This is a genomic window from Paraburkholderia sp. C35, assembly GCF_003121405.1.
Taxonomy (GTDB): Bacteria; Pseudomonadota; Gammaproteobacteria; order Burkholderiales; family Burkholderiaceae; genus Paraburkholderia.
This window is the reverse complement of the sequence record NZ_QBUY01000019.1, coordinates 15,394-34,127: the sequence shown is the minus strand read 5'-3', so window position 1 is coordinate 34,127 and position 18,734 is coordinate 15,394. Positions and strand designations below refer to the sequence as shown.

At 61.5% G+C, this 18,734-nt stretch carries 22 protein-coding genes; 10 read left to right on the top strand and 12 right to left on the bottom strand.

Going from position 1 to position 18,734, the window contains the following annotated elements:
* Positions 1–111: 111 nt before the first annotated feature.
* Complete coding sequence (locus tag DK391_RS14645) at positions 112–1,131, top strand: SGNH/GDSL hydrolase family protein (RefSeq protein ID WP_109478689.1); 1,020 nt, start codon at positions 112–114, stop codon at positions 1,129–1,131.
* Positions 1,132–1,134: 3 nt separating this feature from the next.
* On the opposite strand, the gene DK391_RS14640 is transcribed toward DK391_RS14645, so the two are convergent.
* From DK391_RS14640 to DK391_RS14630, 3 genes are read right to left on the bottom strand one after another with little or no spacing between them, the layout of a single operon-like run.
* Positions 1,135–1,533 carry a DUF427 domain-containing protein gene (locus DK391_RS14640; RefSeq protein ID WP_109478688.1) on the bottom strand — a complete coding sequence of 133 codons (399 nt, stop codon included), beginning with the start codon at positions 1,531–1,533 and terminating at the stop codon, positions 1,135–1,137.
* 16 nt (positions 1,534–1,549) lie between these two features.
* Positions 1,550–2,695: an alkene reductase gene (locus DK391_RS14635; protein ID WP_109478687.1), complete on the bottom strand. Its 1,146-nt coding sequence runs from the start codon at positions 2,693–2,695 to the stop codon at positions 1,550–1,552.
* A 56-nt stretch (positions 2,696–2,751) separates the two neighbouring features.
* Complete coding sequence (locus DK391_RS14630; RefSeq protein WP_109478686.1) at positions 2,752–3,498, bottom strand: SDR family oxidoreductase; 747 nt, start codon at positions 3,496–3,498, stop codon at positions 2,752–2,754.
* 172 nt (positions 3,499–3,670) lie between these two features.
* Here DK391_RS14630 and DK391_RS14625 point away from each other — a divergent pair, with 172 nt between their 5' ends.
* Positions 3,671–4,555: a LysR family transcriptional regulator gene (locus tag DK391_RS14625; RefSeq protein ID WP_109478685.1), complete on the top strand. Its 885-nt coding sequence runs from the start codon at positions 3,671–3,673 to the stop codon at positions 4,553–4,555.
* Positions 4,556–4,636: 81 nt separating this feature from the next.
* On the opposite strand, the gene DK391_RS14620 is transcribed toward DK391_RS14625, so the two are convergent.
* Both DK391_RS14620 and DK391_RS14615 read right to left on the bottom strand, forming a co-directional pair.
* Positions 4,637–5,737, bottom strand: coding sequence for a hypothetical protein (locus DK391_RS14620; RefSeq protein WP_109478684.1), 1,101 nt, complete (start codon positions 5,735–5,737; stop codon positions 4,637–4,639).
* 318 nt (positions 5,738–6,055) lie between these two features.
* A complete protein-coding gene (locus tag DK391_RS14615) occupies positions 6,056–6,265 on the bottom strand; it encodes a hypothetical protein (protein WP_239482821.1) in 210 nt (69 codons plus the stop codon).
* A 352-nt stretch (positions 6,266–6,617) separates the two neighbouring features.
* Here DK391_RS14615 and DK391_RS14610 point away from each other — a divergent pair, with 352 nt between their 5' ends.
* From DK391_RS14610 to DK391_RS14600, 3 genes are all read left to right on the top strand, one after another.
* On the top strand, positions 6,618–6,851 hold the full coding sequence (locus DK391_RS14610; protein ID WP_109478683.1) for a hypothetical protein: 234 nt from the start codon (positions 6,618–6,620) through the stop codon (positions 6,849–6,851).
* 120 nt (positions 6,852–6,971) lie between these two features.
* Positions 6,972–7,529, top strand: coding sequence for a carboxymuconolactone decarboxylase family protein (locus DK391_RS14605; RefSeq protein WP_109478682.1), 558 nt, complete (start codon positions 6,972–6,974; stop codon positions 7,527–7,529).
* A 38-nt stretch (positions 7,530–7,567) separates the two neighbouring features.
* Positions 7,568–8,437, top strand: a complete 870-nt coding sequence (locus DK391_RS14600) for a helix-turn-helix transcriptional regulator (RefSeq protein WP_109478681.1) — start codon at positions 7,568–7,570, stop codon at positions 8,435–8,437.
* Here the strand turns inward: DK391_RS14600 and DK391_RS14595 are convergent.
* The 3 genes from DK391_RS14595 to DK391_RS14585 all read right to left on the bottom strand — a co-directional run bounded on the left by DK391_RS14595 (position 8,406) and on the right by DK391_RS14585 (position 10,738).
* Positions 8,406–9,287 (bottom strand): NmrA family NAD(P)-binding protein, encoded by an 882-nt coding sequence (locus DK391_RS14595; RefSeq protein ID WP_109478680.1) that lies wholly within the window; start codon positions 9,285–9,287, stop codon positions 8,406–8,408. The genes DK391_RS14600 and DK391_RS14595 overlap by 32 nt on opposite strands.
* Before the next feature lie 152 nt (positions 9,288–9,439).
* Positions 9,440–10,009 (bottom strand): TetR/AcrR family transcriptional regulator, encoded by a 570-nt coding sequence (locus DK391_RS14590; RefSeq protein WP_109478679.1) that lies wholly within the window; start codon positions 10,007–10,009, stop codon positions 9,440–9,442.
* A gap of 87 nt (positions 10,010–10,096) precedes the next feature.
* Complete coding sequence (locus DK391_RS14585; protein WP_109478678.1) at positions 10,097–10,738, bottom strand: HD domain-containing protein; 642 nt, start codon at positions 10,736–10,738, stop codon at positions 10,097–10,099.
* Positions 10,739–10,857: 119 nt separating this feature from the next.
* On the opposite strand from DK391_RS14585, the gene DK391_RS14580 reads away from it, so the two are divergent.
* Entirely contained in the window at positions 10,858–11,877 is a 1,020-nt protein-coding gene (locus tag DK391_RS14580) for a helix-turn-helix domain-containing protein (protein ID WP_109478677.1), read from the top strand.
* A 48-nt stretch (positions 11,878–11,925) separates the two neighbouring features.
* On the opposite strand, the gene DK391_RS14575 is transcribed toward DK391_RS14580, so the two are convergent.
* Positions 11,926–12,219: a hypothetical protein gene (locus tag DK391_RS14575; RefSeq protein ID WP_109478676.1), complete on the bottom strand. Its 294-nt coding sequence runs from the start codon at positions 12,217–12,219 to the stop codon at positions 11,926–11,928.
* Positions 12,220–12,336: 117 nt separating this feature from the next.
* Positions 12,337–13,263: a transcriptional regulator GcvA gene (gene gcvA / locus DK391_RS14570; protein ID WP_109478675.1), complete on the bottom strand. Its 927-nt coding sequence runs from the start codon at positions 13,261–13,263 to the stop codon at positions 12,337–12,339.
* Positions 13,264–13,728: 465 nt separating this feature from the next.
* On the opposite strand from gcvA, the gene DK391_RS14565 reads away from it, so the two are divergent.
* The 3 genes from DK391_RS14565 to DK391_RS14555 are packed head-to-tail and all read left to right on the top strand — an operon-like array spanning position 13,729 to position 16,154.
* A complete protein-coding gene (locus DK391_RS14565) occupies positions 13,729–14,784 on the top strand; it encodes an aromatic ring-hydroxylating dioxygenase subunit alpha (RefSeq protein ID WP_109478674.1) in 1,056 nt (351 codons plus the stop codon).
* A 21-nt stretch (positions 14,785–14,805) separates the two neighbouring features.
* Complete coding sequence (locus DK391_RS14560; protein WP_109478673.1) at positions 14,806–14,976, top strand: rubredoxin; 171 nt, start codon at positions 14,806–14,808, stop codon at positions 14,974–14,976.
* On the top strand, positions 14,973–16,154 hold the full coding sequence (locus tag DK391_RS14555; protein ID WP_109478672.1) for an FAD-dependent oxidoreductase: 1,182 nt from the start codon (positions 14,973–14,975) through the stop codon (positions 16,152–16,154). Before DK391_RS14560 ends, DK391_RS14555 begins: the two co-directional genes overlap by 4 nt.
* Positions 16,155–16,346: 192 nt before the next feature.
* On the opposite strand, the gene DK391_RS14550 is transcribed toward DK391_RS14555, so the two are convergent.
* Positions 16,347–17,288 carry a LysR substrate-binding domain-containing protein gene (locus DK391_RS14550; RefSeq protein ID WP_109478671.1) on the bottom strand — a complete coding sequence of 314 codons (942 nt, stop codon included), beginning with the start codon at positions 17,286–17,288 and terminating at the stop codon, positions 16,347–16,349.
* 346 nt (positions 17,289–17,634) lie between these two features.
* Between DK391_RS14550 and DK391_RS14545 the strand changes: the two genes are divergently transcribed.
* Complete coding sequence (locus tag DK391_RS14545) at positions 17,635–17,988, top strand: BON domain-containing protein (RefSeq protein ID WP_109478670.1); 354 nt, start codon at positions 17,635–17,637, stop codon at positions 17,986–17,988.
* 49 nt (positions 17,989–18,037) lie between these two features.
* Here DK391_RS14545 and DK391_RS14540 read toward each other — a convergent pair whose 3' ends face one another.
* Positions 18,038–18,697 (bottom strand): peroxiredoxin-like family protein, encoded by a 660-nt coding sequence (locus DK391_RS14540; protein WP_109478669.1) that lies wholly within the window; start codon positions 18,695–18,697, stop codon positions 18,038–18,040.
* Positions 18,698–18,734: the final 37 nt, after the last annotated feature.

Genomic DNA, 18,734 nt, shown 5'->3' with positions numbered 1-18,734 from the left:
GCTTTTATGGTGCACATTTTTTGCTTCACGCTAGGGAGAAATAGAAGCGCCGCGCGTCAGATCAACCACTGACATGCATGCTGCGCTTCACTTGATCAGAAAGGAGCCGCCATGCGAGCACTAAATTACAAGGTGCGCACTGTCATTTTTTTCATTGCAGTCACAGTGCTGACGGCATGCGGTGGAAACGGAGGCAGTTCAGGAAGTGGCAGCACGTCGACTTCAGCAGGTGGCGTCAATCTGCAAATCGTCTCGTTCGGCGACAGCCTTTCGGACGTTGGCACCTATGCGCCGATTGCCAGCGTAGTGGGTGGAGGGCGCTTCACGACCAACCCGGGACAGGTCTGGACCCAAGATGTCGCGCAGTACTACGGCGACACGCTGAGCGCGGCGTACACGATCGACCTCGCGCATGAACTGAGCGCGCAAAGCGGCCTTGGTTACGCGGAAGGTGGCTCCACGGTGGCGACGCCGGCCAACCAGAACGACTTCCTGACAGACGTAATCGGCAATGTCGAGATGCCCGTCAATCAGCAGATCTCCAGCTATCTGGCCACGCACAAAACCTTCAATGCCAATCAACTGATACTCGTATGGGCCGGTGCGAACGATGTGCTACGCGCCGGGGCGCTGCCCGCCGCGGCGCCCACCGTTGAGACGGCCGCTAACACGCTTGCCCAACTGGTTGGCCAGATCATCCAGAACGGCGCCACGCATGTCGTGGTGGTCAATCTGCCGAACATCGGGCTATCGCCGGAAGGTATCGCTGCGTCGGATGGCGGCGCGAACCTGAGCCAGTTATCGCAGCTTTTCAACAGTACCTTGAACTCCGCCATACAAACGGCGGGTCTGCAAAGCAAGGTCATTCAGGTCGATGCCTACACCTGGTTGAACCAGATCATCGCGAACTTCCAGGCCAATGGTTTTGCCGTGTCGAATACGGGCGTGGCGTGCGACCCGAACAAGACGCCTCACGCCACGGCCCTGCTTTGCTCGCCAGCTACCTACGTGACCGCTAATGCCGATCAGACGTATATGTTCGCCGACGAGCTTCATCCGACGACGCATCTGCATGCGCTCTTCGCGCAGTACGTGGAGAAGCAGATTGCGAGCAGTGGTCTGGGGCATTGAGCCTCAACCGCGCTCTTCGATCGAATCGACGCGGTCGGTATAAAACGCGAGGTACTCGCGAATTGGCTCGACAGCAGGATACGGCGACTCATACGTCCAGATTGCGTTGACGCTGCGTTCGCCGCCCGCCGGGATCGAGAAGTACGAAGCATCGCCTTTATACGGGCAATAAGTCGAATGTGCAGTGCGTTGCAATTGCGTCATATCGACATCCTTTCTCGGGATATAGAACACGGGCGGGTATTTCGCTTCACGCAGCGTCAATGCAGCGCGCGTGTCGGCGATGATCCGGCCCGCGACCGTGACCACGACCCGCGACGGGTTCGGTTCGATCGTGATGGGATGATCGGGGCCAGGAATCTTCACGGTTTTAGTCGTGTTCGGCGTGTTGCCAGTGGACATGGTCGTGCTCCTTGAATCAGATGGTTTCTGCGTTCGACGCCGTGACGTCGACATCGCGGCGTGCTTCGTCGTAGGCAGGAAAATCGATGTATGCGCGTGCGTCGCCGCCCCAGAACGCATCGCGTTGATAAGGCGCAAGCGGCAAATCGCGACGCAGGCGCTCGGGCAGATCCGGGTTCGACGAGAACCAGCGGCCAAAGGCAATGAGATCCGCGTCGCCACGTTGCAATATCTGCTCGGCACCCGCGCGGTCGAAGCCGCCCGCGGCGATGATCGTGCCGTTGAAAATCTTGCGCAGGAACGAAGCGGCCACGGGCGCCTGACCTTCGACCAGTGTTTCCGTGCCCATTACGCGCGGCTCGATCACATGCAGATAGGCAAGGCCATACGCATTCAGCCGCTCGGCCAGATAGCCGAAGGTCGCTTCGGGATTGCTGTCGGAGATCGCGCCCCAGCGGCCACTCGGCGACACTCGCACACCGACGCGATCCGCGCCCCACACGGAGGCAAACGCCTCGACCAGTTCCAGCGAGAAACGCGCGCGTTTTTCGATTGTGCCGCCATAGGCGTCCGTGCGTTTGTTGGTGCCGTCCTGCAGGAACGTGTCGGCGAGATAGCCATTCGCGTTGTGCAATTCGACGCCGTCGAAGCCCGCTGCTTTCGCGCGTTCCGCCGCACGCCGGAACGACTCGACGATGGCGGGAATCTCGCTGGTTTCCAGCGCACGATGCGGCGAGTTCGGCACCCAGCCGTTTTGCGTGAACACAGTGGTTTCGTACGGCACGACGGATGGCGCGATGGGCGCGTTGCCCCAGCTCAGATCGACATGCGATTGACGTCCGTCGTGCGCGATCTGCATGAAGATGCGCGCCCCTTTCGCGTGGACGGCTTCTGTGATCGGCTTCCAGGCTTCGACATGCGCGTCCGTGTAGATGCCCGGCGCGCCGAGATAGCCGCGGCTGTCGTAAGAAGGATGCGCGCTTTCCGTGATCAACAGGCCGCCATGCGACGCACGCTGCCGGTAGTATTCGATCATCATCGTGCTCGGGCTGTCATCGGGATCGGAACGAAGGCGCGTCATTGGCGCGTGCACGACGCGATGCGACAGTTCCAGTGCGCCGACATGCGTCGGCGAAAACAGCTTCATGTGGTCGTTTTTCATTTCGGATGCCTTATTTATTGATTCAGATCTCAAGCGTTACGTGTGTTGTGCGGCGCTTATAGCTTCGAGCCGCCGTCCACGCGCAGCGTGTCGCCTGTGATCCAGTTGGCGTTGTCGGATGCGAGGAAAGTGACGGCGCTGGCGATATCGTCCGGTTGCGCAACGCGCTTCAGCGCCTGCAGGCTGAGCGTGTAATCGCGACCGGCTTCCGTGGTGGCGAAGCTCGACATATCGGTCGCGACGACGCCGGGCGCGACGGCGTTCACGCGCACACCGCGTTCGCCGAGCGCGGCCGCGAGATGCAGCACGAGCGTATCGACGGCACCCTTGGTCGCGGCGTATGCGGCCAGTTCGCCCACCGATGCGCGTGCCGCCAGCGACGACAGCAGCACGACACTGCTGCCCTTGCAAAGCATCGGCATGAGTTGCTGGACCAGGAAGAAGGGCGCCCGCACGTTGACGGCAAACAGATCGTCGAAGTTTTCTACCGTGGTGTCTTCGAGGCTCGCCGCGTGGGCAATGCCCGCGTTTGCGACCAGCACATCGAGCCGTCCGCCCACGATCGCGCGTACCCGTCTTGCAAGCGAGTGTGGACCATCGGCGGCGCGCAGATCGGCGGCAATCTTTTGCGCCTGACCACCCGCCGCGATAATCTCGGCGACGACCGAATCGGCTGCTGCTTCATTGCTGCTGTAATGCACGAGCACCTGGGCGCCGGCGCGGCCGAGTGCAAGTGCGGTCGCACGGCCAATGCCGCGTGAAGCGCCCGTGACAAGCGCAGTTTTTCCAACGAGTCCGTTCATGGCAAAGCTCCTCGAGTTGTCCGTCAGGGCGATTCAGCGATAGCAGGCAGGTATGACCGCGAGCACGTGAACGTAATCTAGCCCTTGCTTGCATGAAGCGAAAAGACTTTGTAGGCTTGATGACATGCCTCACAGGCATGGCCCGCCAACGGGCAACAGACATGGGGAAAAGATGGAACTGCGTCATTTGCGGTACTTCATTGCCGTCGCGGAAACGGGCAGTCTCACGGTGGCGGCTGAGCAGCGGCTGTTCACGTCGCAGCCGTCGCTGAGCCGGCAGATTCGCGATCTCGAAGACGAAGTCGGCGCGGAACTGTTTATCCGCAGTGCGCGCGGCGTCGAGTTGACGGCATCCGGCAAGGCTTTTCTCGATCATGCACGGCTCGCGCTCGCGCAGGTCGATGCCGCTGTTGAAGCCGCCCGGCGCGCCGCGCGCCCCGCCAAACAGGTATTCGCGCTCGGATTTCTGACGGGTCAGGAAATGACGTGGTTGCCGCGTGCAATGCAGGTGTTGCGCGACGAGTTGCCGAACATCGACGTGACGGTATCGAGCGGCTACTCACCCGATCTCGCCGATGCCGTCGCACGCGGCAAGCTCGATCTCGCGTTCGTGCGCAGGGAGCCGGGTCTCGATCTCGAGTATCGCGTCGTTTATCGCGAGAAGCTGGTGGTGCTGATGCCCAGCGATCATCGGTTGACGCAAAAGAAAGTGATCCGTCCTTCCGATCTGGAAGGCGAGCCTTTCGTGATGGCGTCGAACAAGGCGCGCGTGCTGCATGACATCGTCGCGCAGTATCTGCAGGAGAACGGGCTGGATCCGAAGCACGAGCATGGCGTCGACAACCTGGCGATGGCCATGTCGCTGGTCGCGTCGACGCGGGGGCTGTCGTTGATGCCCGAGTATGCGAACAACCTGTTGCCATGGTCGGTCGTGAGCCGTCCACTGGCAGGCGAGGTGCCGACCGTCGATCTCGCGATCGGCTACAGCCGTGCGAATGCGTCGCCTGTGCTGAAGCTGTTTCTGTCGCGCGCCGATGAATTGAGTGCTGACAGCTGATAGCGGAATCTTCACTGCGGCGCTTCACCGGAACCGTTTGCGGGATTGACGACGTCTTCTGAACGTGTCTTCGACCTGCGGCTAGTGCGCCCGGAAAAGATCCTTGTTCACCGAGAGGGAAGCCGACGCCGGCGGTTCCGCCTTTGCTTCAACCTGCACGGGCGGCGGCGCGAGCTGGCCCGGCGACGCGGCGGGAAACGTGACGGCAGCCTCGCGGATCACGGGCGCGGGCAGGGTCTTCACTGGCGCGCGCGCAGTGATGGGGTCGCGCGGCACGCGTTCTTCGCGAGCGAGCGACTCATCGCATGCCTTGAGCGGACCACAGGCGGTTTTCGGATTGGTCCGCCGGTCCTTTTGAGCGGCGGAAGCCGTGCGGGTCGGTGCCGTGTTTGTGGCGGGAGCCTGAGCCGTCGCTTTGGGCGCTTCGCGCACTGCAGGAGGCGTGGTGCTGGCAACGGGCCTCTTCTCGATGGGATTCGGACGGGCGGCAAGTGTGTCACGCCGCGTCACAGGCGGCGCTGACGGAGCAGGCTGCGCCGCCGGTGCGGCCGCGACCGATGTCACGGGCGAAGGCGCCGAAAGCGACGAAACGGAGGGCGCTGACGGTGGAGCGTTCTGAGCCAGCGCAGCACTGGCGGAGACGGTGCTGCTGGCGGGCGTGCCGGGCGTCGCGTTGTCGCGTGCTGCGATGGGAATTTGCGGCGCTTCGACGGGCGGACGCGGCGCCTCTGCAACGTCAGCAGGCGGTGGAACGGGCAATGGCGGTACATCCTGCTTCGCGAGCTTCGTCGACTTGTCCGGCTCGACAAAGTGGCGCAGGTGGCTTTGTACCGAATCCCGTTCTGTCACGATGGCGTACGTGCCAAACGCGATCACGAAACCGAACAGCACGGTCGCGACACCCGGCCTGAGACTCCAGTCGGGTGCGCCGCCTGGCTTGACGGACTCGAGCTGCTTTGGCTTGGTCTGCAATCGCACGATTGAGAGCGGACGCGTGACATCGGGAGAACGTTTCGAGCGTTTCGAACGCCTGCCGGGTGCCTCCGCTGTGCCGGACGCAGCGGGTTTCGACTCGGCCCGTTCATCGAGCGGCTGCTCGGCACTTTCCTGTTCCGCCTGCTCGCCTGAAGCCATGTCCGCTGGCTCGCGCGACGTCACCAGAGGCTTGCGATCGTTGTCCATATCCCGTCTCCCCGTACGGCTGCCAAGGCAGGCACTGTGCGTTTTTCTCGTCTGCAGCCGGGCAATCGACGTCGCCCTGGCGCAATGCGCGATGCCGTCGGTTCTATGCGTACGTATGTGACGGCGCGCTTACTGAATTATTTTTCCGCATCGTCACGCATTCGTATGTTGGTAGCTGCACAAAGCAGATACGCATGACGATTCCTGCGTGCTTGTGGGAGTGCGAGCGGTGATGCCCGCTATGGATGTGGGTCGAGTGCTGCCACGCAATAGAATGCGGATGGCATGAAGCTTGAATCGATATGTGCAATGCCTCGGCTACGCGAGCGCTGTCCACACCTGTTCAGACGAGCAGCCGCACAATTGCCGCATCATGATCGTGCCGCAATGCTCGCAGCGATAGTGCTCGATTGCCGTCACGCCTTCGCATTCACCAACGCCGATCAGCGTCAGGCCGTCCCTGCGGACGACGTCGGCGGGACGTCCCTGAAGGCTTGTGCACACAGTGCAATTGTCCAGATTGTCCATTCAATCAGTTTCCTCATGGGGGACGGGGGCGCCCGGCATCAATTGAAAAGACAGCCCGTGTAGTGGGCCAGGATGGAGAGACCGCGAGGAGACGAAGCGGCGCACCTAGTATCGCCCAAGATTTTTTCAGGTGCAGCAATTTTTTGTACTGGATAGTGGGAATAATTGAGGCCAGACCACAATGGTGCATGTTCAGACCTGCAATGGTGCGGCAATCGGGCCTGGCCGCGCGAGCGAACAAGATGTTGGTTGTTTCTAACAAATACCTTACACTGCGTCGGAAGTGATTCTGGTGGCATAAGTCCGTTCCTGTCAGTCGTGCGTTGTTTATCACTGGCTTCGAGGAGACGTCATGCATTTCTATCACCACGGTGTAGCGATTCAACCGTCCGTTTCGAGAAGCGGCAACACCTTCGTCGCGCGCGTGTCGATCCTCGAAGAGGACGGCGGTGCGACTTCACTGGGCAATCTTGGCCATTTTGCGAACCGTGAGTCGGCGTTCGCATTCGCGGTGCGCTGCGGCACCGCCTTCGTCGACGATGAACCGCTGCCGCTGCCACCGTGCAATCTGCGACCGCCACAATGAACGAAGCGTGACATGTCGTGGCGGCGATTACATGCCGTGTAATTGGCGGGCGACATCGCGGGCTCTACTCTTCGGCTGTCGCGTCACACATCCCGTGACGCTCACGACCCTGGAGATACCATGTCCCGCTATCCCGTTCACACACTCGAAACCGCGCCTGTCCAATCGCAACCCGTGCTGCAGCAATTGCAACAGGCATTCGGCATGATTCCGAATATCGCGGCAAAAATGGCTGCGTCGCCGGTGCTCATCAACGGGTTCATCGGCCTGTTCGAACGCGTGCACGCGAGCAGCCTGACGGAGCCGCAAATCCAGACCTTGCTGCTGACCAACGCAGTCGTCAATGCGAGCGAATGGCCCGTCGCGTTTCACACCGCGCTTGCATTGAAGCAAGGCGTATCTGCCGCCGATGTCGAAGCGATCCGTCACGGCAAACTGCCTGCGGATACGCAACTGGCGGCGCTTTCGTCGCTCGCTCGCGCGCTGATCGAACAGCGCGGCCGTCTCACGGAAACCGACGTCCAGCGCTTTCTGGCAGCCGGATTCAGCGCGGAACAGGTGCTCGAAGTTATCGCCGTGGTGGCTGCATCGACGATCACGAATTACACGGCCAGCGTGACAGGCCCGGAACTCGAAAGACCGTTCGATCAGTTCGTCTGGCATGCGAGCCACGCGTGAGTTCGTTATAGTGATCCGCCTCGATCAGAGGAAACACGATGAACCTCAGCAAGCGCGATTCGAAGGCGCCTTCAGGTGAACTGGGCGATCTGCTTCGTTACTGGCGCGATGTGCGTGGCGTGAGTCAGCTGGATCTGTCGCTGGATGCCGGCATTTCGCAGCGTCAGATCAGCTTTATCGAAAGCGGGCGCAGTGTACCGGGCCGCGAGACCTTGCTGACGCTGGCCCAGGCGCTCGACGTGCCATTGCGCGAGCGCAATGCGCTGCTGCTCGCCGCGGGCTACGCGCCTGTGTATTCGGAGGCGCCCTGGAATGCGCAGGAGATGCAAGGTGTGATCCGCGCATTGGAGCGGGTCGTGCGTCAGCACGAACCGTTTCCCGCCATCGTGATGGACCGCCATTGGAATGTGTTGATGACCAATGACGCCGCGCCGCGCTTCTTCAACTGTTTCGTCGATATGGCCGCAGTGGCCGCACGCAGGGCGCCGCGCAACATGCTGCATCTGATGTTCGATCCGCACGGCATGCGCCCGTTCATCGACGACTGGGACAATGTTGCGCGCAGCCTGCTGCAGCGGGTGCGTCGTGAAACCGTGGGCCGCGTGATCGACGACGATACGGCCAGTCTGCTCGATCAGCTGCTGAGCTATCCCGATCCGCCGCACAACTGGAAGGCCGCGCAGGTTCCTTCGGCTTCCGCGATGCCTGTGATTCCAATTGGATTCATCCACGATGGAGCGGTGCTTCGCTACTTCTCGATGGTCACGAGCGTAGGCACGCCGCAAAACATCGCGGCGCAGGAGTTGCGGCTCGAATGCATGTTTCCCGTCGATGACGCGACGGAAGCGCGTCATCGACAATTGCTCGAAGTCGCTTTTACTGCTCGAACGCCGCGCGATTCGCGATGACGAAGTCGCTGACAGTTTGCGGCGCCTGCCCGGTGATCCCGGCGATCACGCCGTCGTGGCCCGAGAAAATGCCGTTCTGGTAATCGATGGCAATAGCAGCGAAGTGCTGGATCAGGAACTCGGGCAGATGATATTGCTCGAGGTGCGCGCGGTACTGTTCGATCGTCGACGGGTTGTAGGTGATCTTGCGGCCGAGCACCTGGCTGATTTCATCGGCGATTTCATGCTGGTTCATTTCTACCGGTCCGAACAGCGGATACGTCTTGCCGATATGTCCAGCCGGATTCGTCAGCACGGCAGCAATCAGCCGCGCCTGATCCTCGCCCGCGATAGGCGCGTGGCGGCCTTCGCCATACGGCAACGTGATCTTGCCTTCCTGCACGATCTGATCGCGCACCCACGGAAACGTCAGCCATTCCGAGAAGAACGTCGGGCGGATATGCACGCCAGGCACGCCCGACCAGTCGAGCACGCGCTCGGCGATCCAGTGATCACGTGCCGCATGGCTCTTCGAATCTTCGCGTGCAGAAATCTGCGACATTTCCACCACTACATCGACACCGGCGCGCTGCGCTGCATCGGCGAAATACGCCGTGGCCTGGATGTAGCCGGGACGCACGGGATAGCAGAGATAGGCGCCCGTCACGCCTTCCATCGCGCGGATCACGTCGTCGTGTTCGAGCAGATCGCCCACCACGACTTCGGCGCCTTGTGCGCGCAACGCAGCGCTGCGCTCGTCTTCCTGATGCACGAAAGCGCGCACGGCATGGCCGTCCTTCAACAGATGGCGAATGGTATGGACGCCCGTTTTGCCGGTGGCGCCCGTAATCAGATACTTGTGCTGTTGCATGATGAACTCTCCAATCTAACGATGTGGACACTCATTCCGAGTGCAGGGAACAACGCGATATCGCCGCGACTGGAACTCACTTCGATACCGTAAAAGTGCATATGCACATTTTCACGTGCAATAAACGTCGACAGGTGTGTTGCGATACCGCGCTACAGGGTACTGAGGTGATGCCTGACGTCCTGCAGGATCGCCGCTGCATCGTCATCGCCGACAATGCGGGCCATCGTGACAGCGCCGATCATCGCCGACAATGCAAAGACAGCTTCGGCGCGTGCGGCTTCGTGCCGCCGCCGGCCGCTACGCTTTGCCAGCACGCTGACCAGATCGGCGAAACCGCGCGATGCCGCCGCGCGTGTCTGCTCGTCGGCCCGCGCCAGTTCGCTGCCCATTGCGGCGAGCGGACATCCGTCAGCCGGCGCGTCACGATGCGACGCAGACACATACGCGTCTACGATGGCTTTGAAACCGTCGTTGCCTTCGCATCCGTCCGCAGCCGCCTCGAGCCTGCCGATGATCTCGTTGAGGCCCGCTTCGCACGCCTCGGCAACCAGTTGATCTTTCGATTCGAAATGCCGGTAAAACCCGCCATGCGAAAGCCCCGCCTCCGACATCAGATCCGCCAATCCGGTTGCCTGGATGCCGTTAGTCCGGAATTCCCGGGCGGCGACCTCGACAATGCGGCGGCGCGTATCGGCTGCTTCAACTCTGGATTTCCGCATGGCTTGCTGCACTCCGTGATTCGATGTTTTGGATGATAGTGATCATCTAAAAAAGAGTCAAGCGGGTGCTGGCTGCAACACTGCGTTTCAGCTTTCGAACGGTGCGTGGTCGATCAGATCGCAGATATTCGCGCAGTCGAAGCCGTGCACATGGCGGTGGCCGATATCGACCAGTCCGGTGCCGAGCGCCGTCTGCGGCTTCTTTCTGACGACTTCCGCCATCGCTTCCGTGAACGCCGCCTTGAAGCCGACGCGCGGATAGAGCGCGAGTACGTCGTCGACGAGCGCGGGCGTGATCTCGTCCAGCCGCAGTCCGAACACATCAACGTGAGCGCCCATGTAGATCAGCGCGATTTCAGCCTGTTTGCGCTCGGCGATGCCCGCGCTCGAATGCAGGGCGATGGCGTCCCACACCAGTTCCGCCTTGCTGTCCGGGTAGCCGTGTGCGAGCAGGAGGCGGCTGGCGGCATCGGCGCCGTCCACTTCGAAGCGCTGGTCGGCGGCGTATTCGTCCGTCAGGCCGAGATCGTGGAGCAGGGCTGCGAGGTAGACCACCTCGCGGTCGTATTTCAGGCCGCGCTTGCGGCCAAGAAACTCGGCGAACCACCACGTACGGTGCACGTGGTTCAACAACGCGCGCGAGTGGACACGTTCGACGAGCGAACTCGCCTGACGGGTGAATTCGGAGTCGGGCGCGCTGATGCCTCCGATAGTGACGATAGTGCTCATGTGATCTCCGCAGATGCCGGTTGACTGTCTGCCGAGTGTAGAGAATGACGCTGTGTCACGAATGACTGTTTTTGGACGATTCGTGCCAAAATGAAAACACGCAACACAAGGAGTGGCCGATGAAAAAATCCGACAACGCATCGGGCGCGACACGCAAACGCATCGTGATTCTTGGCTTGCCACCCGTCGACGCGCTCGACGTGATCGGTCCCGCCGAAGTGTTCACTGCGGCGAATCAACTGCACGCTAGCGCGACTGTGCCGTATTCGCTCGAACTGGTGTGCGCGGGCTCAGAACTCGATCTGCAAAGCGACACAGGGATTGCGCTCAAAGGCCATCGCACGCTCGACAGCGAGCGCCGCGCTGGCAAACACATCGATACCTTGATCGTGACAACCGGCTTCCATTCAGTCGATCGCATGGACAAAGCGGCCATTGCGTGGCTTCGCAAGCGCTCGCAGACAGTGCGCCGCGTCTGCTCGATCTGCGTCGGTGCGTTTGCGCTGGCTGAAGCGGGGCTGCTCGATGGCCGCCGTGCGACGACGCATTGGCGCATGACGCAACGGCTTGCCGAGCGTTATCCGCAGGTGCAGGTCGATCCTGTTCCCATCTGGGTCAAGGACGGCAATCTGTACACGTCGGCGGGTGTATCGGCGGGCATCGATCTCGCGCTTGCACTCGTGAGCGAAGACCTCGGCAATGATGTTGCGCTGGAGATCGCGCGGAATCTGGTGCTTTTCCTGCGGCGCCCCGGCGGGCAGGCGCAATTCAGCGTTGCGCTGCAATCGCAGCGTGTGTCGGGATCGGGCATCGACGAATTGTGTCTGTGGATCGGCGAGCATCTGCATGCGGACCTGACGGCCGCGATGCTCGCTGACAGGGCGTCGATGAGCGTCAGAACGCTGATACGCATGTTCCAGCGCGAACTGAAAACGACGCCTGCGAAGTACGTCGAGGATGCGCGGCTAGAAGCGGTTCGCCGTGCGCTCGAACTCGGCGAGCGCTCGATGGACGAGATTGCACGCCGCTGCGGCTACGGCAGCAGCGACGTGCTGAGAAAGGCATTCACGCGGCGCATGGGTGTGAGCCCCAAAGAGTACGCGCGACGCTTCGCGCCGCACGGTGAACTGGCTGTGTAGTGTCGCGCCGCCATAGCATGCGTGCGTCCGACGGCGGCGCGCGCGTGGTTATTGAAGCAGCAGGCGCAGCGGCGCCAGCGGCCCAACGGGCATCAGCTCGAAGGTCATCAGACCTTCGGCAGTGAGCGGCAACGCATCGACGGCGGCCTTGGCGTGCTCGACCGTTTCCACGTTCATCAGGAAGATGACGCCGGGCGTGCTGCCGTTGTCGCGGAACCAGAACTGCTCGATGGTGCCATCGAGGTAGAGCCTGAGCGTATCGGGCACTTCTTTCGGCATGATGCGCTGGCGATGTTCCGGCGTGAGCGGTTCGCGAATCGAACCAATGGCAAAAACTTTCATGAAGACTTCTCCGATGAAGGGTCGTGTGACGTACAACGGAGACGAGTCTAGTGTTGGCGCTGCTCTGATGGTACTGTCGCAAACGACAAGATTAGAGGCATTTGCGCCACACTGATTTCATTGCGTCGCGGCGTTGTCCGTGGCCTCTTCACGCAGCCAGTCGCGGAAGGCGACGAGCCGCGGCAGGTCCGCACACTCGCTGCGATACACGATGTAGTACGCCAGTTGCGACGGCGTCGTGAGCTTCGGAAACAGGCGAACCAGCCGGCCCGCAGCGAGGTCGTCACGCGCGAGCACACTGCGCGCCAGCGCGACGCCGTGACCGTCGATAGCGGCCTGCAGCACGGCGGCCGAGTTGTTGATCTTCAGGTTCGCGCGCGTTTTCCTGGGCTTCGCGCCGGCCTGTTCGAACCACGTATCCCACGTGATGAAGCCCGCTTGCCGGTCGACGGAGAGATCGTCGATCAGCGTGAGGCCGCTCAGGTCATCGGGCTTGCGCAAGCGCGCATGCTGTTCGATAAAGCCCGGCGAGCACACGGGAAACACGTCTTCTTCCATCAACAGTTCCGCATCGAGCCCCGGCCAATGCCCCGCGCCGTAACGCACGCCGATGTCGATGCCCTGCGTCGAGAAGTCGGCGAGTTTGAGGCTCGTGTCGAGACGGACGTCGGTGTCGGGCCACGCGCTCTGAAAGCGATCGAGTCGCGGCAATAACCACTTGGCTGCGAACGCCGGACTCACGGTGACCGTCAACACGCCGACTGTGGACCCTTCCTTGAGGCGCTCGAAGCCGAGATTGAGGCGGTCGAAGCCAGCCTGAATGTCGGGCAGCGCTCGCGCGGCGGTGTCGGTGAGTATGAGCCGGGCGCGCCCGCCGGCACCCCGATGAAACAACCCGGTGCCGAGCCATTCCTCCAGGCTGCGCACGAGTTGACCGACAGCGGCAGGCGTGACGTTCAGTTCGACGGCCGCAGCGGAGAAGCTTTGATGGCGCGCACTGGCTTCAAACGCGCGCAACGCATTCAGAAGAATCGGAGCAGTCATGGGTATAAAGATTTCCTTCTAACACGGCACAGAATATCTGATTTGTGCCGTGCGTGTGGTGATCGGATAATCTGCCAATCAAGCGTACTATAGGCATCTGAACGCCCGGTCCACACTGCAACGTTTAGCCCATGGAGCTGGATCATGGATAGTTTTTCTTCTATATCTGCATCAACGTGATGGCGCCTGGCGTCGCGGAAACGCCCATATAAAGCACCTTCAATGACGGACGATCAGATCCGCCAGACCTCGTCGTCGTTCAACGCGTTTCACCGGTCTGGAAGCAACGATCAACCCGCCGTTGCTGGCGAGGCCTAATGCATCCCATGCCAGTACGAACATAGACTTCATGGCGACCGGGCGATAGGAAGGCCGCTCGCGACGCTATATCGTTGGTTTCACGCGGCGGGCGCATGCAGCATGCAGCGCCGCGTCGACGAAACCATATGTTCCCTGGAGACACGCATGCCTTCCACCCACATTACGCCCATCCGTTCGCTGCAGCCGCCTGTGATGCCGCGCAACTGCACCTTCGATAGCCACGACTGGGAAATCCTCAGCCGCTACTGGCACCCGGTTGCATTCGCACATGAATTGAAGGACAAACCGCTCGGCGTGACCTTGCTCGACGAATCGCTAGTGATTTTCCGCTCGAATGGCAAGGTGGTCGCGGCTCGCGACGTGTGTCCGCATCGTGGCGCGCCGTTGAGCCGTGGCTGGGTCGAGAACGATCATCTCGTGTGTCCGTATCACGGACTCGAATATGAAGCGGGCGGAAAGTGCGTGCATATTCCGTCGCAACCTGAGGGGCCGATTCCCGAGCGTCTGTGCCTGACGACGTACGCAGCGCAGGAAGCCTATGGATTGGTGTGGGTGTCGCTCGGTGGCGGCGAGTTGCCGTTGCCCGATTTTCCCGCGTGGAACACGGAAGGGTTTCAACAGATCCTGCCGCCGTCGATCGACATTCATGCATCGGCGGGGCGGCAGACGGAAGGCTTTATCGACGTCGCGCATTTCGCGTGGATCCATCACGACAGTTTTGCGGACCGTCACAATCCCGTTGTGCCGCAGTATTCGGTGGAGCGTCGTCCGAATGGATTGCGCGCTGAATACGTGAGCTCGGTCAGCAACTTCCCAAAGGTAATGCGGCATCGCGCGCCGGAAGGTTTTCTGTGGCGCCGTGTATTCGAAGTCGACGTGCCGTTCTTCGCGCGTCTCACCGTGCATTTTCCCGACAACGATCGTCTCGCGATTCTCAACGCCGCAAGCCCGGTTTCCGCCAAACTGACGCGTCTGTTCGTGCCGATTGCGCGCAACTTCGATCACGATCTTCCGCTCGAAGACGTCTATGAATTCAACCGCCAGGTGTTCGAGGAAGATCGCGCAATCGTCGAATTGCAGTGTCCCGAGGAATTGCCGATCGACCGCTCGCTGGAAGCGCCGATTCTTGCCGATCGTTCGTCCGGCGCATACCGGCGAGCGTTGGGCGAGATTGGACTCGGCCAGAAGTATGTTCGTTGAGCACGCAGCGGGAGAGACGCGATGAAGATCTGGGAATGCGTGATTTGCGGGTTCCGCTACAACGAGGCCGAGGGCTTGCCGCATGAAGGCATTGCGCCCGGCACGCGCTGGGAAGATGTGCCCGAGGACTGGGTGTGCCCGGATTGCGCGACGGGCAAGCACGATTTCGACATGCAGGTGGTGCCGGCATGAATACGACTGAAACATTGCAACACGCCGACGCGCCCGTTGTGATCGTTGGTACGGGTTTGGCGGGTTATACGGTAGCGCGCGAATGGCGCAAGCTCGACGCCGACACGCCGCTCATTATCATCAGCCGCGACGATGGGCGTTTCTATTCGAAGCCCGCATTGTCGAATGCATTGGCATTGAAGAAGGCGCCGAGCCAGCTGGCGAGTTTCGATGCGCAGGCAATGGCCGCACAGTTGCGCGCGAGCGTCTGGACGCAGCGCCATGTGCAGCGGATCGTGCCGGACGAGCACGCGCTCGTTCTCGACGATGGCGAAACACTGCGTTATCGCGCGCTGGTGCTGGCAACGGGCGCCGATGCGCGGCGCGTGCCTATCGATGGCGATGCGGCGAACGATGTGCTCTCCGTCAACGATCTCACCGACTACGAACGCTTTCGCGACAAGCTGCGCGATTGCCGGTCGGTTGCGATTCTGGGCGCGGGATTGATCGGCTGCGAGTTCGCCAACGATCTCGTCAGCGCGGGGCATGCCGTGAGCCTGATCGATCCGGCAGAAGTACCGCTGTCGCGACTGTTGCCACCGGAAGCCGGCAAGGTGTTTGGGCGCGCGCTGAAGGCCGCCACGATCGATCTGCGACTCGGCGTGAGCCTGCGTTCCATCACGCATGGCGAGCGCGGTTATCGGCTGCAGTTGTCGGATGGTGCGCAACTCGATGCCGACGTCGTCGTGTCGGCCATCGGTCTTGCGCCAAGAACGGCGCTGGCACGCGATGCGGGCCTCAATGTCGCGGACGGTATTGTGACGGACGCATGGTGCCGAACCAGCGCGCCGGACATCTACGCATTGGGCGATTGCGCGGCGATCGAAGGCCGCGTGCGGCCCTACGTGCTGGCGATCATGCACGCGGCGCGCGCGCTGGCGCAATGTCTGAGCGGCAATCCCACGCGCGTGGATTTCCCTGTGATGCCCGTCGTCATCAAGACGCCGGCTGTCCCCGCCGTGGTCGTGACGCCGGACGGGCTGGGACGCTGGAAGACGGAAACGGGCATAGGCGATGCACCGCACGCAACGCGCGCGTTGTTCGAAGATGCCGACACGGGCCACGTAAAGGGCTTTGCGTTGCTCGACGCAGCGACGGCGGAAAAGGCCGCGCTGCTCAAGGCGATGACAAGCGGGTGATGACAAGCGGCGCGTAGCGTCGCCTGATTCCGTGGGCCATAAACGGGTGCGCCTGGACTCGCACCTTCAACAGGCAGCTTTCCCGCTGACCGACCCCTGTTGCGGCTCATTCGCTCACGATGTGATCCTGTCGTCGATTGCTGGGCGAAGGCCGTTTATTGCCGCGAGCATCCACTCGCGGCTTTTTGTCGTTCAATGCATGCGTTGCGAGCTTTCCGGCCCAAGACTCTTTGCCACACCCGCAACGAGCCGACGCAACCACGCGGCGGCCGCACTGCGATGCGTGCGGTCGTGCCACAGCTGATAGTAGGTCAGCGCTTGCGGCTCGCAGGGAATGGGTTCGATACGCAGCGGCAGCAGGCTGCAAAAGTGCGTAGCAAGTGCGCGCGTGGTCGTGAAGAGCAGGTTCGAACGCATCAGCACATAGGGCGCCATGCCGAAGTAGGGCATCGTCGTCGTGACGGTGCGTGACAGGCCGCCGCGCGCGAGCTCGATGTCGATGGTGCCGAGGCCTGTAGCGAGATGCGTCGTCACGCCGAGATGATCCGCTTCCTGATACACGTCGCGCGTCAGCTTGCCGGGTTTGACGGGATGCTGCGCACGCATCAGGCAGACCAGATCGTCCTTGCACAAAGGCTGCAAATGAAGCTGCTCGGGCGGCTTGCTCCAGTTGCCGACCGCGAGATCGAGCGTGCCGCTTTCCAGCGCGTGTTCGTAGCCGCCATCGACTGTCATCAGATGCTGGAACTCGATGCGCGCGCCGGGCGCTTCGTTCTTGAACGCATCGACAATAGCCGGAAGAAAGAACACGTCGAGATAGTCAGGCGAGCCGATGCGGAACGTGCGGTGCGTCGTGGCGGGATCGAATGTACTGGCGGGATTGAGTACGGCAGTGATGCCTGCGAGCGCCTGGCTGAGCGGTTCGACGAGTGTCATCGCATGCGTGGTCGGCACCATCCGGCTGCCGCTTCTGACCAGCAGTGGATCGCCCGTGATGGCGCGCAGTTTGCGCAGCGCGACGCTGATGGTCGGCTGCGATTGCCCGAGAAGAATGGCCGTGCGCGACACGCTCGATTCCGTGATCAGCGTGTGAAGAATTTTCAGAAGATGTGAGTCGATGATACGTTTGGACATGCAGGCCGCCATCGTTGCTGGGTCGTTTAACGATGTATACGTGCCGATATTTCGCGCGTCAATCGAACGAGCGGTCTGCTTTGTGCCGTTAGCCTTGCAGATCGGGCGTTATAACGGATCGGATATTGTGTCTATGTTCGCGCCTTCATGCGGTCCCGACGCCGATGACGGTGCGGGAAGAGAACGTCGGCTGAAACATCAGCGGACACTGCCAGCCGATTGTAATGTTCAGGTTAATGAATCGGCATGGCGAATCACGCGGACCTGTCATGCACGCGTACGCAATGGCTGGCATCATAGGGCGGCCTCACTTTGTCCCCCGATAGCTTCAAACACTGGAGTCACAATGAACGTACTCAGAACACTTAAGCTGGCCGGTGCTGCAATGATGGTTGTCACGTCCGTTACCGTGTGGGCGCAGGACAGCGGCGCCGATGCAGCGAGCGCGCCGCAAACGACCTCGAAGAAAGCGGTCAGAAAAGCCGATCGCGCATTGAGCAGGAAGGTGCAATCGGCGCTGTCGAAAGGCGGAGTCGATACATCGGGCATCAACGTACTGGTGAAGCCGGGCGGCGCGGTGACGCTCGCGGGCGGCGTCACCGATCCTACTCAGGTCGACAAGGCGACGTCGATCGCGAAGGGCGTGTCGGGCGTCAAGTCCGTGAAGAACGCACTGACGATCCGCGAAGGCGGCAACTAATGCGTCGCGGATCTCGCTCGCGCCTCGCGAGCGAGATCCGCACGGATGATCACGCGAGACTTTTCAGGTCTTGCAGCGCCGTTACCAGTTCCTTCGGATCGGGGCGCTGCGTGTAATCCGGGCTGACTTCCGCATACGCGATCGTTCCGTCCTGTGCGATGACGTAGCGTGCCGGCATCGGCAGGGTCCAGCTTGGCTCGCCGTTGAGGGCGGGCAGATCGACGTTGAATCCCTTGTAGGCGTCGATCAGTTCGTCCTGCAGCCGGAAGCGGATACCGAAACCGTCCGCCGTCTTGCCGCCTTCGTCGGCGAGGATCGGATAGCTCAACCTGTTTTGCCGCTGCGATTTCAGGCTGTTTGCCGCAGTCTGCATCGAGATCGACACGAGGTGTGCGCCGAGCGCGCGGATTTCGTCCGCGACTTCTTCGATGGCCTGCAGATCGATGTTGCAGTACGGACACCACACCCCGCGATAGAACGTCACCACGAGCGGCCCTTGCGCAAGCAGGTCGGCCGACGACACCACTTCTCCCTCCGCATTGGTCAGCGTGAAGGTCGGCGCGAGATCGCCAACCTTGAGCGCGCGCCCCGCCTGGCCCGTGGCGATCAGTTCCGCCGTGGTCCGGTGGATGATGTCGACGACTTCAGGCGGCGCGACCTTGGTCTCGAAGTTCAACTTGAAGGCATCCAGTTTCTGTTGCAGGTTCATTTCTGACTCCAGTGTTTGCTCGCCGTCGGTGGCGTGA